The organism is Sphingomonas sp. Leaf242, from assembly GCF_001422045.1.
Lineage (GTDB): Bacteria > Pseudomonadota > Alphaproteobacteria > Sphingomonadales > Sphingomonadaceae > Sphingomonas.
This window is the reverse complement of the sequence record NZ_LMLW01000001.1, coordinates 128,678-145,574: the sequence shown is the minus strand read 5'-3', so window position 1 is coordinate 145,574 and position 16,897 is coordinate 128,678. Positions and strand designations below refer to the sequence as shown.

Below are 16,897 nucleotides of genomic sequence, written 5' to 3'. Positions count from 1 at the left end.
CGTGCCAATTGGGCCCCGGCCTTCGCCGGGGTGGTGGTAGTTGTCAGGGGTTACTTCATTAGGACAGCCACTGTTCCCCGCGAAGGCGGGGGTCCAGGAGTCAAGGCAGCTAGCGGTACTTAGCTGGGCCCCCGCGTCCGCGGGGGAACATTGCTTGGGGTTTAGCGTGCGACGTCGGCGAGTTTCAGGCGCCCGCCGCCTCGAGTTTTGCCCGCACTGCCGCGACTGCTTCCGCTGCCTTGTCGCCATCGGGTCCACCACCCTGCGCCATGTCGGGACGGCCGCCGCCGCCCTGCCCGCCTAGCGTCGACACAGCGATCTTGAGCAGGTCGACCGCGTTGTGGCTGGCCACCAGATCCGCCGTCACGCCGACCGCGACCGAAGCGCGGCCGTCGTTGATCGCGACCATCACCGCGATGCCGGAGCCCAGGCGCTGCTTGGCTTCGTCGACCGCCCCACGCAGGCCCTTCGCCTCGAAGTCGTTGAGCACCTGGCCGATGAACGCGACGCCGCCGACCTGTTCGGGGCCGGCCGCTTCGCCCGATCCACCACCGCCGATCGCGAGCGCCTTCTTCGCATCGGCGAGTTCGCGTTCGAGGCGGCGGCGGTCTTCGAGCAGCGATGCGACGCGTGCCGGGACCTCGTCGGGGGTCGACTTGAGCACTGCGGCGGCTTCGCGGAGACGATCGTCACGGCCGGTCAGATACGCGCGCGCCGCTTCGCCGGTCAGCGCTTCGACACGGCGGATGCCGCTGGAGACCGCGCCTTCGCCGACGACCTTGAAAAGGCCGATGTCGCCGAGCGCAGTGACGTGCGTGCCGCCGCACAGCTCGATCGAATAGGTGCCGTCCTCGGTCGAGCCCATCGACACGACGCGGACTTCGTCGCCGTATTTCTCGCCGAACAGCGCCATCGCGCCCATCGCGATCGCGTCGTCGGGGGTCATCAGCAGCGTCGTGACCGCGCCGTTGCCGCGGACCTGCGCGTTCACGTCGGCCTCGACCTGCGCGATGTCGGCGGGGGTCATCGCGACCGGTTGCGAGAAGTCGAAACGCAGGCGGTCGGGCGCGACGAGGCTGCCCTTCTGCGCGACGTGCGTGCCGAGGCGTTCGCGCAAGGCCTCGTGCAGGAGGTGCGTCGCGGAGTGGTTGGCGCGGATCTGTGCGCGGCGGGCGACGTCGATCTGGAGCTTGACCGGGTCGCCGACCTTGATCTCGCCGGCGTCGACGATCGCGTGGTGGACGAACACGCGGCCGAGCTGCTTCGACGTCTCGGTGACGTTCGCGCGCAGGCCGGAGTCGTTGGAGATGTGGCCGGCGTCGCCAACCTGGCCGCCGCTCTCGCCGTAGAACGGCGTCTGGTTGACGACGATCGCGACGGCGTCGCCGGTGGTGGCGTGGTCGACGCGCGCGCCGTCCTTGACCAGTGCGACGACCTCGCCCTCACCGGTGTCGGATGCGTAGCCGAGGAATTCGGTGCCGCCGGTCTGCTCGACGATGTCGAACCAGATGTCGTCCGAGGCTTTTGCGCCCGAACCCTTCCAGGCGGCACGGGCGGCGCGCTTCTGCTCGGCCATCGCGGTGTCGAAGCCTTCGCGGTCGACCGCGATGTTGCGTTCGCGCAGTGCGTCCTCGGTCAAGTCGTACGGGAAGCCGTAGGTGTCGTAGAGCTTGAACGCGACATCGCCCGCCAGCGTGCCGTCGGTCATCCCGGTGGTCGCTTCGTCGAGCAGCTTCAGCCCCTTGTCGAGCGTCTGGCGGAAGCGCGTCTCCTCCTGCTGCAACGTCGCCTCGATCAGCGGACGCGCGCGCGACAGTTCGGGATAGGCGGCGCCCATCTCGGTGACGAGCGCGGGGACCAGACGGTGCATCAGCGGCTGCTTGGCGCCGAGGATGTGGGCGTGGCGCATCGCGCGGCGCATGATCCGGCGCAGGACGTAGCCGCGGCCTTCGCTGGCGGGCAGCACGCCGTCCGCGATCAGGAAGCCCGCGGTGCGCAGGTGATCGGCGATCACGCGGTGGCTGGCGGTGTTGGCGCCATCGGTCGCGGTGTGCGTCAGGGCTCCGCTCGCGGCGATCAGTGCCTTGAACGTGTCGGTGTCGTAATTGTCGGTGACGCCCTGCATGACCGCGGCGATGCGCTCGAGCCCCATGCCGGTGTCGATCGACGGCTTGGGCAGGTTGCCGACGATCTCGGCATTCTCCTGCTCGTACTGCATGAACACGAGGTTCCAGATCTCGACGAAGCGATCGCCGTCCTCATCGGGGCTGCCGGGGGGGCCGCCGAAGATGTGGTCGCCGTGGTCGTAGAAGATTTCCGAGCACGGCCCGCACGGCCCGTTGTCGCCCATCGACCAGAAATTGTCCTTGGTCGGGATGCGGATGATGCGGTGGTCGGGGAGGCCGGCGACCTTCTTCCAGAGATCGAACGCTTCGTCGTCGGTGTGGTAGACGGTGGCGGTCAATTTGTCGGGCGACAGGCCCCATTCGCGCGTGAGCAGCGTCCAGGCATGGACGATCGCCTGTTCTTTGAAATAGTCGCCGAACGAGAAATTGCCGAGCATTTCGAAGAAGGTGTGGTGGCGCGCGGTGTAGCCGACATTGTCGAGATCATTGTGCTTGCCGCCGGCGCGGACGCATTTCTGCGACGAGGTGGCAGTCGTGTAGGCGCGCGATTCGAGGCCGGTGAAGACGTTCTTGAACGGTACCATGCCGGCGTTGACGAACATCAGCGTCGGGTCGTTCTGCGGCACGAGCGGCGCGCTGGGCACGATCTGGTGCCCCTGCGATCCGAAATAGTCGAGGAAGCCGCGGCGGATGTCGTTCGTCGATGTCATGCGCGGGGACTTAGGCGAGCGGGGCGGTTCGCTCAAGTCGGGTGTGTGAGGAGGCTCGGACGTATCCGATTGAAACGAAGCAAGCTTGTTTCCCCGCGAAGGCGGGGATCCAGACTGGGCTCCCGCCTTCGCGGGAGAACAAGGGAGTGCTGCAATTCAACAAGAGTAACACCACCCCGGCGAAGGCCGGGGCCCAGTTGAGGAACGTGGCTAACGAAGGACTGCGCTCGATTATTACCACCTTTCCAACTGGGCCCCGGCCTTCGCCGGGGTGGTGGCGCGCACGGTGAGCGTAGCTATCCCCGGCAACCAGCCTATCCCAACGGTGCATCCAGCGACTTGGGCGGCTCGCTGAACCATTTCGGGCCCGCATCGGTCATGTGGAAACAATCCTCGATCCGCACGCCGTACCGTCCGGGAATGTATATCCCCGGCTCGTCGGAGAAGCACATTCCCGCCGCCAGCATCGTCGTCTCGCCGCGGACGAGGTTGACGGGTTCGTGGCCGTCCATGCCGATGCCGTGGCCGGTGCGATGCGACAGGCCGGGGAGGTTGTACCCCGGCCCGTAGCCGAGCGTTTCGTAATGCCGTCGGACCGCGTCGTCGACGCTGCCCGCGGGCGCGCCGATCTTCGCGGCGGCGAACGCGATCTGTTGGCCTCGGGCGACCTGGTCCCACGTCTTGCGCTGGTCCGCGGTCGCGGTGCCGTGCACCCAGGTGCGCGAGATGTCGGACTGATAGCCCTGGACGGTGCAGCCGCAGTCCATCAGTACGATCTGGCCGTCGGCGACGCGGTGGATCTCTCGGCTGCCGTGCGGATAGGCGGACGCCTCGCCGATCAGCGCGAGCGCGAATTCGGGCGCGCCGCCGAGTTTCTTGGTGGCGGCGTTCATCAGCGCGCCGATCTCGGGGCCGGTCATGCCCTTCTCGACGCGCGCGTAAGTCCAGCGATACGCGGCCAGCGTGACCTCGGTCGCGGCCTGCATCAGCGCGATCTCGGCGGGGGTCTTGATCATCCTGCAGGCGCGGACCACCGGGTCGGCGGACACGATCTTCGCCTCGGGCAACACGCGCGCGAGTCCGGCATAGGCGAAGTAGCGCACCTCCGCCTCCAGGCCGACCGGCCGCGCGGCGAGCTTGCGGTCGCGCAGGAACCCGGCGACCACGGCGAGGGGGTTCTCGTCCTCCTGCCAGACGCGCACCTCGGCGGGGACGGCGAGCGTCTCGCGGATCGAAGGCTCCTCGAAGAACGGCGTGACGATGCACGGCTCGCCTTCGACCGGGAGGATCGCCAGCGTCAGCCGCTCGCTCGTGTGCCAGCGGACGCCGGTGAAGTAGATCATCGACGATCCCGGCTCGATCAGCACCGCGCCGATGCCCGCCGCCTTCATCAGCGATTGCGCGCGGACCAGCCGCGCGGCGCGTTCGGTGGCGTCGATCGGCCTGGTGCCGCCGGTGATGTCGGACAGCGCCGACAGGTCGGGCTCGGCGGCGCGGAGGATCGCGGTGGTCGACAGCAACGGCGCCGCGATGGCGAGGCTCAGCAGGTCGCGGCGCGAGGGGCTGAAGGCGGGCTTGTGGCGTGCGGTCGACATCGCCGGACGATAGGGTCCTTGACCCGGGCGCCGCAATCCCCTTCCCTGTTCGCACTTCTCGGGAGCGATTAATGGCCAAGCGGCTAACCTATTACATCTTGTTCGGCCTCGTCGCGGGGATGGTCGTCGGCTGGATCCTGAACGCGTCGATCGACAACGGCACGGCCGAGTCCGCCGAACGGCTGAAGGACATCGCGGGCTATTTCTCGATCGTGACGTCGCTGTTCCTGCGGCTGATCAAGATGATCATCGCACCGTTGGTGTTCTCGACGCTGGTCGTGGGCATCGCGCATATGGGCGATACCGGAGCGCTCGGGCGGGTCGGATTGCGCAGTCTCGGCTGGTTCATCTGCGCGAGCCTGTTGTCGCTCACCCTGGGGCTGATCCTCGTCAACGTGTTGCAGCCGGGGGTCGGCCTCGAACTCGCGATCCCGCCGGCCACCGCGTCGAGCGGCGTCGACCGCGCGGCGTTCGATCTCGCCAAGTTCATCACGCATATCGTCCCCGATTCGATGATCGCGGCGATGGCGGGCAACGAGATTTTGCAGATCGTCGTGTTCTCGGTGTTCGTCGGGGTGGCGATCACCGCGGTCGGCGAGAAGGCCGCGCCGCTCGTCAAGGCGATCGAAGCGCTGGTCGCAGTGATGCTCCAGATCACGAATTACGTGATGCGGTTCGCGCCGTTCGCGGTGTTCGCGGCGGTGACCGCGACGCTTGCCGAGCGGGGGCCGACCATCCTCGGGCAGCTCGGCTATTTCATGCTGAGCTTCTACATCGGCCTGGCGCTGCTGTGGGCGGTGCTGATCGGGATCGCGTTCCTGCTGATCGGGCCGCGGACGCGGTTGCTGGTGCGGTATATCCGCGATCCGCTGATCCTGGCGTTCTCCGCGGCGTCGTCCGAGGCGGCGTATCCGCGGACGCTGGAGGCGCTCGACCGGTTCGGCGTGCCGCCGCGGATCGCGAGTTTCGTGCTGCCGCTGGGCTATTCGTTCAACCTCGACGGGTCGATGATGTACATGACGTTCGCGTCGCTGTTCATCGCGCAGGCCTACGGCATCCACATGCCGATCGGGCAGCAGATCGCGATGCTGCTGGTGCTGATGGTGACGTCGAAGGGGATTGCGGGCGTGCCTCGCGCGTCGCTGGTGGTGATCGCGGGGACGCTGTCGATGTTCAAGATCCCGGAGGCGGGGATTTTGCTGATCCTGGCGGTTGATCATTTCCTCGACATGGGGCGCTCGGCGACCAACGTGATCGGGAATGCGGTGGCGGCTACCGTGGTGGCGAAGTGGGAGGGCGGGCTTGATGAGCGTGAGCCTGCTGACCGTGATTTCCCGCATGCGCCGACCGGACACGGGCCGAAGGTGGATGTGGACAGCTACGAGAAGATCGGGCCGGGGCAGCTTTGAGGTTGGACGGCGATCTTAAACCGGCGACCTCTGAAGGGTGCCGTTTTACGCTGGCGGACCGCTGAAGAAGTACCTCCCCGGCGGAGGCCGGGGTCCAATTGGGAAACCTGGCTGACGAACGGTGCGCTTCGTTACTCCGACCTCTCCAATTGGGCCCCGGCCTTCGCCGGGGAGGTGTTTGGGGGAGAGGTCGTCTTCTTGACTCCCATCTGGTTCCAGACTTGCGCTACTCAAGCGTAGGCGTAGGGGCCGCCCTTATTGAGGCCGGTCTGATACGCGGGTCGCGCGTGGACCTTGGCCAGCCATGCGATCGTCGCGGGGCGGGACTCGTCGAGCCCGCCACGGCTGCGGGCGGCTTCGAGGGGGAAGCTCATCATGATGTCGGCGCCGGTCATCTCGCTGCCGGCGAACCAGGGGCGCTTCGACAGTTCGGCTTCGACATAGTCGAGATGGACGTCGATCATCGGCTGGATCTTCCTGGTCGCCGCCTTGCCGAGGATCGGGATGCGCGCGAGGACGAGCTTCAGAAGCAGCGGCGGCATCATCGAGCCTTCCGCATAGTGGAGCCAGAAACGGTAGCGCAGCGCGTCGGCGCGGTTGGCGGGGGCGCCCAGTTTGCCGTCCGCCTTGTCGACGAGATATTCGACGATCGTGCCGGTTTCGGCGACCACCTGGCCATCATCTTCGATCACAGGCGACTTGCCGAGCGGGTGGACCTTCTTGAGTTCGGGCGGGGCGAGCATCGTTGCCTTGTTCCGCTCGTAGCGCTTGATTGCGTAGGGGAGGCCGAGTTCCTCGAGCATCCAGAGGATCCGCTGCGATCGCGAGTTTTCGAGGTGGTGGACGATGATCATGCTGAACCCCCTGTGTTTTATTCGGACGATTTGCGCGCGGTCCAGATCCAGGCAGCGGCGGGGAATTCCACCGTGTCGCCGCTTCGGTACCGGTCGCAGACCTGGGTGAGACGCGCAATGTGGCGCTCGCGTTCCTCGGGGGCAGCGTCGCGGATGGCGGAGGCGGCGGGGCCGATGCGGCGGAAATAGTCGACGGCGTCGGCTACGGGGTCGGTGCCCTCCCCTGCCCGGTAGGCGAAGTCGACACGCTCGGGTGACGCGACGTGCCAGCCGGATTTTTCGAGGATGCTCGCGACGTAGTCCGGGTCGGCGAAGGCGAAGGGGCCGGGAGCAGTGCTTGCTGGAGCGTCTGCATTGCCACCGGTCGCGGTGATGATTTCGGTGGCCCAGCGGTTGGCGGCGCGGTCCGCGAAACAGGAGAAGACGAGCGTCGCGTCGGGGGCAGCAGCTTCGGCTAATGTCGTAAAGGCGGCAACGGGGTCCGCAAAGAACATGACGCCGTGGCGGGAGACGTAGAGGTCGATTGGGGCGTGGTTCGGGGCGGCGGCGGTGATGTCCGCGCACTCGAAGCGGGCGTTGAATGCGGCTTTGGCGCGGTGTTTGGCGATCTCGATCAGGGTGGGTGAGAGATCTATGCCGGTTATCTGCGCGGTCGGGAGCGCTTGCGCAGTGGCGAGTGAGGTTGCTCCGGCGCCGCAGCCTATATCGATGATCTTGTGGGTTTGGGGGGTAGCGGCGGACAGGATCGCGGCGTTCAAATGCGGTGTCAGGTTGGTGAAGCTGCGGTCGGTTCGGCGCCATTCCTCGGCCCAGACGTCGCCTATTCTGCCGGTCCATTCGTGGGCGGTGGTCATGGGCTGGGGTGCTTTTTTGGTTGCGGTTCGGGGCGTGGTTTGGAGTGAAGTATAGGAAGTGTAGACGCTGGTGACGGTTTGGTGTTGTGGGATTTCGAGGTTTTCCTGAGCCTGGCGCGCTGATCTTCGCTTCCTTTTTTCCCCGCGAAGGCGGGGATCCAGACTGGGCTCCCGCCTTCGCGGGAGAACAAGAGGGGGTCGGCTCGTTCAAGAATGTGGGGTCATTGCCGCTAAAGAGTTTGGTTTAGCGCAGGACTTTATTTGCAGGGTCATGCCAACTGGGCCCCGGCCTTCGCCGGGGTGGTGCTGAGGGTGGGTTAGCGCGGTGCCAGTTCACCATGTGTTCGAACTATCAGTCGTGCACATCTTCGGCCTCATGAGCCATGAGCCATGGGCCATGGGCCATGGGCCAAGCACTATGCCCTCACCCTCCCATTGCGAAGGCAATGGGTCCCTCCCTCTCCCCGCAAGGGAGAGGGAAAAGGAGGTTAGGCGTCGCCGCCTTCTTCGGGGCCGGCCATCATTTCCTCGGCGACCTTGTCAGTACGCGCGCGGATCTGCTTTTCGAGGCGATCGGCGGTTTCGGGGTTGTCCTTGAGGAAGGTCTTCGAGTTCTCGCGGCCTTGGCCGAGACGAACGCTGTCGTAGCTGAACCAGGCGCCCGACTTCTCGACGAGCCCGGCCTTCACGCCGAGATCGAGAATCTCGCCGAGCTTGGAGACGCCCTGCCCGTACATGATGTCGAACTCGACCTGCTTGAACGGCGGGGCGACCTTGTTCTTGACGACTTTCACGCGCGTCTGGTTGCCCGTCACCTCTTCGCCAGCCTTGATCGCGCCGATGCGGCGGATGTCGAGGCGGACCGAGGCGTAGAACTTCAGCGCGTTGCCGCCGGTCGTCGTCTCGGGGTTGCCGTACATCACCCCGATCTTCATGCGGAGCTGGTTGATGAAGATCACCATGCAGCGCGAGCGGCTGATCGAGCCGGTCAGCTTGCGCAACGACTGCGACATCAGGCGGGCCTGGAGGCCGACATGGCTGTCGCCCATCTCGCCTTCGATTTCGGCACGCGGCACGAGTGCTGCGACCGAGTCGACCACCAGCACGTCGATCGCGTTCGAGCGGACCAGCGTGTCGACGATCTCGAGCGCCTGCTCGCCGGTGTCGGGCTGCGACACGATCAGCTCGTCGATGTTGACGCCAAGCTTCTTGGCATAGACCGGATCGAGCGCGTGCTCGGCATCGACGAACGCGGCGGTGCCGCCGCCCTTCTGCGCTTCGGCGATCACGTGGAGCGCGAGCGTGGTCTTGCCCGAGCTTTCCGGACCGTAGATCTCGATCACGCGGCCGCGCGGCAGGCCGCCGACGCCGAGCGCGATGTCGAGCCCGAGCGAGCCGGTCGAGATGACCTCGACCTGCATGGTTTCCTTGGAGCCCAGGCGCATCGCCGAGCCCTTGCCGAAGGCGCGGTCGATCTGCGCGAGCGCGGCGTCGAGCGCCTTCTGCCGGTCGTTGGTTGCGGTTGCCATGCCGGTGTCGATCACTTTCAGATTAGCGGCCATCGAATATGCTCCCATCGCTAAAGCAAGCGCGCGTGCCATTCAACGCGTCAAACACCATGTATTCTCTTTGTTCTTTTGGAACAAGTGGGGAACGGTAGGTTTGTTGGAGGAAATTTGCGGCGGTGGGGTCTTGCAGAGCCCGTCGGCCGCGGGGACGGCATCATTCTAGCATCCTCCGTGTCCGCATGCTCGAAGCTCCGGGCCCACGAGTTCGTGAGATCGTGGAGTGCAGGCGTTGGAAGACGGTCGGTGCGGACATGATTCGGACAAATGCGCCTCCCCGGCTGAGGCCTGGTCCAGGTGGGGAGGTTGGCGTGACGGCGTGCGTCTGTCGTCAGGAGCGTTTCCCAACTAGGCCCCGGCCTTCGCCGGGGAGGTGCTTTTGTTGGGGGTATAATGTCGGACATGTTCGGGATGACCGACGAGGGGCGGGATCGGCGGTGTGGGCGTTTAGGTCGAGATCGGTTCGGGTTGTTTGGACGCGGGGTTTGGACAGCCGACGGATCGCGAGTCTGACGGGTGTCTGGGACGGGCGGTTTCGTTTGCCGCTCTGGATCCTGACTTTCGTCAGGATGACGGGCGGTTGCGGCGCGGTGGCATCGCGACTGTCAGATGCCGGGATGCGGACCGATCGATCAGGCAAGCTTCGTTGCGAGCGTCCACCAGCCTTTGGCTTGGGCGGCGGTGGCGGCGGTGTCTCTGGCTTCGGGGGTTTCGAACAGGGCGAAGCAGGTGGCGCCGGAGCCTGACATTCTGGACAGGAGGACGCCTTGGGCTGCGTCGAGGAGCGTGCGGACTTCCGCGATTTCGGGGGCGAGGGCCAGCGCGGGGGGCTCTAGGTCGTTGCGGCCTTCGAGGGCGCGGTCGAGGAGATTGCCTTCGGGAATCGGGCCTCGGTCGTGGCCGTCCCAGGTCTTGAAGACGGCGGCGGTGGAGACCGCGACACCTGGGTTTACGAGCAGGAGCGGGGTGCCGGACAGGCCTTCGAGATTGGTGAGGGTGTCGCCTTTGCCGGTGCCGAGCGTGGTGCGGTTGGCTAGGCAGGCGGGGACGTCTGCGCCGAGCTTTGCGGCGATTTCGTGGAGGCGGGGGTCGGTTGGGGCTATGCCGTGGAGGCGGGCCAGCGCGCGGAGCGTGGCGGCGGCGTCGGCTGAGCCTCCGCCTATGCCAGAGGCGATGGGGAGGTGCTTTTCCAGGGTTATGGCGTGGTGGGCGTCGGGGGCGAAGGCCGTGGTGAACGCGTCTGCTGCGGCGGTTACCAGGTTGCCATGCCAAGGGGCGTTGCCTGGAGTGGTGCTGGACGAGCGGGGTGCCTCGTCATTGTTCGCCCCCAATTGGGCCCCGGCCTGCGCCGGGGTGGTGTTGGAGGTCGGGTTTGAGCTTGAGACGGGCAGGAGTGCTGCGGCGAAGGGGCCGGTTATGGTGAAGCTGTTGGTTTGGGCGGGTTCTACGGTGATCAGGTCGCCGTCGGTGGCGAAGGCGAAGAGGGTTTCGAGGTCGTGATAGCCGTCGGGGCGGCGGCGGCGGACGTGGAGGGCCAGGTTGATCTTGGCGGGAGCGGGCTCGGTGATGGCGGGCATTGTCGGTCTCGGGGTTTGGCGGCGAAGGGTTCCAGCGCAGCTTAGCGTAATACGCGTGATGTCTGCGGGTTTAAGCGCGTCATCCTGACGAAAGTCAGGATCCAGGGTAATGATTGGTGCCGTCCTTGCTCTGGATCCTGACTTTCGTCAGGATGACGGGAGGGGGATGCCGCATACCTCGCGAGTTGCTGACTGCGGTCGATCACTTCCGCGGATGCTCGGAATTAGTGGCGATCTCGCGAAACGGCGCTTCCGCCGTCGACTCGCCTTGCCCTCGCCCTCCCCCACGCCTGCGGGGCCCTTCCCTAACTCGGTGGGAGGACTTTTAGCGGCGGGCTTTGGGCGGGAGACCGTTGGCGATCTTGGCGGTTATGCGCGCCGTGTCTGCGGGTTCGGCGGTCAGCAAGGCGGCGCGCCACGAATAGCGCGCTTCGTAGTTTCGGCCGGTGCTCCAATAGGCGTCGCCGAGGTGGTCGGCGATTTCTGCGTTGGTGGGTTCGGCCTGCGCGGCGGTTTCGAGCAGGGGGAGCGCTCGGGTGGTGTCGCCGGAGAGGTGATAGGCCCAGCCGAGCGAGTCGGTGATCGACGCGTTGGTCGGGTCGATCCGGCTGGCGCGTTCGAGCAGCTTGATCGAGGCGGGGATGTCGTCGCCGTGCTCGACTTGCGCAAAGCCTAGATAGTTGAGCGCGAGCGGTTGGGCGGGGCCGCGGGCGACGGCCTTTTCCAGTGCGTCGCGCGCTTCGGGCCAGCGGCCGGCCTGGTCGAGCGCGCCGCCATATTGCAGCCAGTTGCCCCAGCTGCCGCCCTTTGCACCGTCGGCGGCGATGATGCGCTGGTACCAAGTCGCGGCTTCGGCGGGGTTGCCGGTGGTCAGCAATAGGTCGGCGTAGCGTTGCCAGTCGGCGGGCTCCGACCCCTTCTGGTCGACGCGGTTCTTCGCGGCGGCGAGCGCTTCGCCGTCGCGGTCGGCGGTGGCGAGGATGTCGATGCGTTCGGCGGCGGCGGCCGGTGCGGACGGGCTCTTGGCGTCGACGCCGTCGAGCACGACGAGCGCGCGGTCGACCAGCTTGTTGCGGGCGAGCGCGTCGGCGAGGAGGACGCGCGCTACGTCGTAACTCGGGTCGGCGCGCAGGGCTGCCTGGGTTAGCGCGATCGACAGCGGCGAGGGTTCGCCTGCGCTGAGGTCGCTGGCGAGGCGGGCGAGCAGGCGCGAGACGCCGACCGCGAGCGGTTGCTTACGCGGTGCCGCGGCGATCAGCGCGCGTGTCTCGGTGGCGAAACGGTTGGCGACGGGGTCCTTCGCTGCGGTCGCTAGCGACGGTTCGGGATCGCGACCTTCGGCCTGTGCGACCCAGGCGTGGAGCGAGGGCGCGAGAACAACGAGCGGACCGCTCGACAACGTGGCGATCGCTGCGCTCGCGGCCTTCGCATCGTTGCGGCGGGCGGCATCGGCGAGCGGGATCAGCGCGGCGTCGGCGGGGGCTACGCCGGCCTTGTTCAGCACCGCGACGGCGCGGGTGGCGAGTAGCATGTCGCCGGCCTCCAGCGCCTCGCGATAGGCGCGGATCGCGACGACGGGATCGTCGGGTGCGGCCGCCAGCACCTTCGCGTAACTGGCGGCGGCCAGGCTCGTCTCGCCGGCCGCGTCGGCCGCGCGCGCCTTCAGATAGGCGGACAGATCACCCGTCCCGGCCGTGGCGGGCGCCGCCAGGACGAGACCGAGCGCGAGCAATGCAGGCTTACATGTTGGGATAATTGGGGCCTCCGCCGCCCTCGGGTACGACCCAGTTGATGTTCTGGGTGGGGTCCTTGATGTCGCAGGTCTTGCAGTGGACGCAGTTCTGCGCGTTGATGACGAACTTCGGATCCGCGGTGTCCTCGCCGACGACTTCATAAACGCCGGCCGGGCAATAGCGTTGCGCGGGTTCGTCGTACATCGGCAGGTTGTATTCGATCGGCACGCTCGCATCCTTGAGCGTCAGGTGGACCGGCTGGTCCTCCTCGTGGTTGGTGTTCGAGACGAACACCGACGAGAGGCGATCGAAGGTCAGGACGCCGTCGGGCTTCGGATAGACGATCGGCTTGACCAGATCCTTGCGCCACAGGCTCTCATTGTCGGGGTGATGGTGCATCGTGAAAGGCACCTTGATGCCGAGATGCTCCATCCACATCGTCACGCCGGCGAGGCCCGAGCCGACGAGGTCGCCGAACTTCTTGACCAGCGGCACGACGTTGCGGACGACCGACAGCTCCTTCTTGACCCACGACTTCTCGAACGCCTCGGGATAGGCGGCGAGCTCGTCATGGCCGCGCTGCGAGACGATCGCCTCGACCGCGGCTTCGGCGGCCATCATGCCGGACTTCATCGCGGTATGCGTGCCCTTGATCCGCGGCACGTTGAGGAAGCCGGCGCTGTCGCCGATCAGCGCCGCGCCGGGCATGACGAGCTTGGGGATCGACTGGAGCCCGCCGTCGCTGATCGCGCGCGCGCCGTAGCTGACGCGCTTGGCGCCCTTAAGGAGCGCAGCGATCTCGGGATGCGTCTTCCAGCGCTGCATCTCGCTGAACGGCGAGAGATACGGGTTGGTATAGTTCAGCCACGTGACGAAGCCGATCGAGACCTGGCCGTTCGCCTGGTGATAGATCCAGCCGCCGCCGTTCGAGCCGTCGGTTTCGGACAGCGGCCAGCCCTGCGTGTGGATGACGCGGCCGGGGACGTGGAGTTCGGGATCGATGTCCCAAAGCTCCTTGATGCCGAGGCCGTAGACCTGCGGGTCGCTGTCCTTGTCGAGCGCGAACGTCCGGATCAGTTCCTTGGTGAGGTGACCGCGGCAGCCTTCCGAGAAGAAGGTGTATTTGGCGTGGAGTTCGAGGCCGGGGGTGTAGTCACCCTTGTGCGTGCCGTCGCGCGCGACGCCCATGTCGCCGGTCGCGACGCCCTTGACCGAGCCGTCGTCGTTGAACAGAATTTCTGCCGCGGCGAACCCCGGGAAGATCTCGACGCCGAGCTCTTCGGCCTTGCCCGCGAGCCAGCGGCACAGGTTGCCGAGCGAGCCGGTGTACGTGCCCTTGTTGTGCATGAACGAGGGCGTGACGAAGTGCGGCATCTCGCTCTTCTTCGTCTTGGTCAGGATCCAGTGATGGTTCTCGGTCACCGGCACTTCGGCGAGCGGGCAGCCGTCCTCGCGCCAGTTCGGCAGCAGCTCGTCGAGCGACTTGGGATCGATGACCGCGCCGGACAGGATATGCGCGCCGACTTCGGAGCCCTTTTCGAGCACGCAGACGCTGATCTCGGCGTCCTTCTCCGCGGCCAGCTGTTTCAGGCGGATCGCTGCCGAGAGACCGGCCGGGCCAGCGCCGACGATCACCACGTCGTACGGCATCGATTCACGTGTCGTCATCATCGTCTCCCGGGGGATGTCCCCTATTGCCATAGCTTTGCGCCCCACCCCTCGTTCGGGCTCGGGCCGGCACCATCTTGTCCAATATGGCGATTGCGCGAGTTGACCGCCACGTCAACCATGCAGCATAGGTTACCCTGTGGGGGCGGATCAAACCATCGATTGGCGAAACGCCGCCGCGAGCGCGCTCGATTGGTGGCACGAGGCTGGCGTCGACACGCTGGTGGACGACGTTCCACGCGACTGGTTCGCGGCACCCGAACCGCTTGTCGTCCCCTCCGCTGCGCCTACTGCGCCGGTCGTGGCACCGTCCGCGATGCCGCATTTGCTCGCCGATTTCCTGGCCTGGCGGAGCGGCGCGGAGGTTCCCGAGGCGGACTGGAGCGGGGTTTCGCTCGCTGCCCTAGGTCCGGCTGACGCTACGGTCATGGTGCTTGTCGATTGCCCGGACCGGGACGACGGCGATGCGGGGGCGTTGCTGAGTGGCGCGTCGGGACGGTTGCTCGACAAGATGCTCGCAGCGATCGGTCTGACGCGCGACGAAGTGCATCTCGCGGCGGTCTGCGCGAAGCGGCCGACGGCGGGGCGGATCCAGAGCGAGGTCGAGGCGCGGCTCTCGGAAATCGCCAGGCATCACATCGGGTTGGTCGCGCCCAAGCGGTTGCTGCTGCTGGGCAATGCGGCGAGCCGTGCGATCCTCGGGACGGAATTACAGGCGGCGCGTGGGCGTTTGCACGGATTTAACCATAAGACCGGACAAACGGGGTCCGGTTCGGCGTCTGGCGAAGCCTCCAGCGAGACCGGCGTGATCGCGAGCTTTCACCCGCGGTTTCTGATCGAGAAGCCCGCGGCCAAGGCCGAGGCCTGGAAGGATTTGCAGATGCTGATGCGCGGACTGACGTCGCAAGAGGGTGTGAGATGATTCGGATCCGATCGGTTTCCTGGGCGGCGATCGCCCTGGGCCTTAGCGCCCTCCCCCTCCCGGCCTTGGCGGCGACCGCTGCGGGCGAGCCTGCCGGCGATGCGCGGCTCGGAACGACCAAGCTGGTCGGCGCGCCGACGCTGGAGCAGATCCCCGACCAGCTCGATGCCAGCCAGCGCGAGGCCTACAAAACGGTGTTCGCCGCAATCCGCGATGGCAAGTGGACCGACGCGCAGATCGGGCTCGATACGATGAAGCCCGGCCCGCTGCATGCGATCGCGCGCGCCGAGATGTATACGGCGAAGGGGTCGCCGCGCGTCGAGATGGAGCCGCTGGTCGCGCTGCTCAACGAAGCGCCCGAACTCCCCGAAGCCGCGCAGATCTCGCGCCTGGCGACGACGCGCGGCGCGGTCGGTTTGCCGCCCCTGCCCGTAGCGCAGCGGTTGATCTGGCAGGACGGCGCACCGCGTCGCGTCCGCGCCAAGAGCCTGCAGGGCGACATGATCGCCGCCGATCTCGCGATGAAGATGCAGCCTTATGTGAAGGCGGACATGGGCCGCGAGGCACAGTCGCTGCTCGAAAGCACGCCGGGGCTTACCCCAGAGGCGCTGACCGAATGGCAGCAGAAGATCGCGTGGATCTATTTCCTCCAGGGCGACGACGTGAACGCGCGCGTGATGGCGGCGAAGGCACAGGACGGCGTCGGCGACTGGGCGGTCCAGGGCCGCTGGGTCGGCGCGCTTTCGGCATGGCGGCAGAATGACTGCGCGAATGCCGAGACCGGGTTCGAGGGTGTTGCAGCACGCGCGGGCGACGTCGATCTACGCGCCGCCGCACTATACTGGGCGTCGCGTGCCGACATGGTCTGCTCGCGCCCTGACAAGATCGAGGGTCGGCTGAAGGCGGCGGCGCAGTTCGGCGAGAGCTTCTATGGCCAGCTCGCACGTCAGCAGCTGGCGATGAGGGACAAGGGCACGTCCGTCGGCGGGCTGGTCGCGAGCGACTGGAAAATCGTCGGCAACCGCCCGAACGTCCGCGTCGCCGCCGCTCTGGTTGAGGTCGGCGAGACCGATCTGGCCGATACCGTGATCCGCCAGCAGGCCAAGATCGGCGACCCGCGCGAGTTCGGTAATCTGGTGCGCGTGGCGGAAGCGCTGAGCCTGCCCGCGACGACCGTGTGGCTCGCGCACAATTGCCCGCAGGGGATCACGTCGACCGCCGAGGCGCGCTATCCGACGCCGAACTGGACGCCGGACAGCGGCTGGCACATCGACAAGGCGCTGGTCTATGCGCACACGCTCGAGGAATCGCGGTTCCGCAACACCGTGAAGAGCCCGGCCGGCGCGTATGGCCTGATGCAGATCATGCCCGCCGCCGCGACCGACTTCGCGCGCGAACGTGGCACCTCGATCGACGTGAAAGCGCTGACCAAGCCGAGCACCAACATGGACGTCGGCCAGCGTCATCTCGAGCGGCTGCGCGACATGGCGGGCGTCACCGGCGGGCTGCTGCCCAAGGTGATTGCGGCGTATAACGCGGGTCCGCGCCCGGTCGGCGACTGGAACGCAATCGTCCACGATAACGGCGATCCGCTGCTGTATATCGAGAGCATTCCGTACTGGGAGACGCGCGGATACGTGACCACCGTGCTGCGCAATTACTGGATGTACGAGGCGCAGGGCGGCAAGAAGGCGTCGACCAGCCGCAACGCGCTCGCGCAGGGCATGTGGCCGCGCTTCCCCGGCCTGCCGGGTGCGACCGCGGTGCGGATGGCCGCCAGACCCTATACGCAATACCGGGCCAGCACGGCGCCCTTGAACGCCACCGTTGCCGTCAATGCCAGCGTCGGACCGCAATCCACCACTGTCACGCGCGCGGACTGAG

Annotated in this window: 11 protein-coding genes; 3 read left to right on the top strand and 8 right to left on the bottom strand. The window is 66.7% G+C overall.

Translation table 11 applies throughout. The features are described 5' to 3' along the window. Positions 1-184: 184 nt before the first annotated feature. Both alaS and ASF09_RS00690 read right to left on the bottom strand, forming a co-directional pair. Positions 185-2,836: an alanine--tRNA ligase gene (alaS, locus tag ASF09_RS00695; RefSeq protein WP_060523856.1), complete on the bottom strand. Its 2,652-nt coding sequence runs from the start codon at positions 2,834-2,836 to the stop codon at positions 185-187. Positions 2,837-3,150: 314 nt separating this feature from the next. Beyond that, positions 3,151-4,431, bottom strand: coding sequence for a M24 family metallopeptidase (locus ASF09_RS00690; protein WP_060523854.1), 1,281 nt, complete (start codon positions 4,429-4,431; stop codon positions 3,151-3,153). Between the two features lie 71 nt (positions 4,432-4,502). On the opposite strand from ASF09_RS00690, the gene ASF09_RS00685 reads away from it, so the two are divergent. Beyond that, on the top strand, positions 4,503-5,840 hold the full coding sequence (locus tag ASF09_RS00685) for a dicarboxylate/amino acid:cation symporter (RefSeq protein ID WP_060523852.1): 1,338 nt from the start codon (positions 4,503-4,505) through the stop codon (positions 5,838-5,840). 230 nt (positions 5,841-6,070) lie between these two features. Here the strand turns inward: ASF09_RS00685 and ASF09_RS00680 are convergent, their stop codons facing one another. From ASF09_RS00680 to ASF09_RS00655, 6 genes are all read right to left on the bottom strand, one after another. Further along, positions 6,071-6,694 carry a glutathione S-transferase family protein gene (locus ASF09_RS00680; RefSeq protein ID WP_060523851.1) on the bottom strand — a complete coding sequence of 208 codons (624 nt, stop codon included), beginning with the start codon at positions 6,692-6,694 and terminating at the stop codon, positions 6,071-6,073. Between the two features lie 17 nt (positions 6,695-6,711). Beyond that, on the bottom strand, positions 6,712-7,548 hold the full coding sequence (locus ASF09_RS00675) for a class I SAM-dependent methyltransferase (protein ID WP_060523850.1): 837 nt from the start codon (positions 7,546-7,548) through the stop codon (positions 6,712-6,714). A 488-nt stretch (positions 7,549-8,036) separates the two neighbouring features. Further along, positions 8,037-9,110 carry a recombinase RecA gene (gene recA, locus ASF09_RS00670; protein ID WP_060523848.1) on the bottom strand — a complete coding sequence of 358 codons (1,074 nt, stop codon included), beginning with the start codon at positions 9,108-9,110 and terminating at the stop codon, positions 8,037-8,039. A gap of 635 nt (positions 9,111-9,745) precedes the next feature. Continuing rightward, positions 9,746-10,690 carry a 4-(cytidine 5'-diphospho)-2-C-methyl-D-erythritol kinase gene (locus ASF09_RS00665; RefSeq protein ID WP_056047172.1) on the bottom strand — a complete coding sequence of 315 codons (945 nt, stop codon included), beginning with the start codon at positions 10,688-10,690 and terminating at the stop codon, positions 9,746-9,748. Positions 10,691-11,015: 325 nt separating this feature from the next. After that, complete coding sequence (locus tag ASF09_RS00660; RefSeq protein WP_235529477.1) at positions 11,016-12,422, bottom strand: tetratricopeptide repeat protein; 1,407 nt, start codon at positions 12,420-12,422, stop codon at positions 11,016-11,018. Between the two features lie 7 nt (positions 12,423-12,429). Further along, positions 12,430-14,091: an electron transfer flavoprotein-ubiquinone oxidoreductase gene (locus ASF09_RS00655; protein WP_060524830.1), complete on the bottom strand. Its 1,662-nt coding sequence runs from the start codon at positions 14,089-14,091 to the stop codon at positions 12,430-12,432. Positions 14,092-14,230: 139 nt separating this feature from the next. Here ASF09_RS00655 and ASF09_RS00650 point away from each other — a divergent pair, with 139 nt between their 5' ends. Beyond that, positions 14,231-15,013, top strand: a complete 783-nt coding sequence (locus ASF09_RS00650; protein ID WP_060523846.1) for a uracil-DNA glycosylase — start codon at positions 14,231-14,233, stop codon at positions 15,011-15,013. After that, the gene (locus ASF09_RS00645) at positions 15,010-16,896 is read left to right on the top strand and encodes a lytic transglycosylase domain-containing protein (protein WP_060523843.1); all 1,887 of its coding nucleotides are present in this window, start codon (positions 15,010-15,012) and stop codon (positions 16,894-16,896) included. Before ASF09_RS00650 ends, ASF09_RS00645 begins: the two co-directional genes overlap by 4 nt. Position 16,897 lies beyond the last annotated feature (1 nt).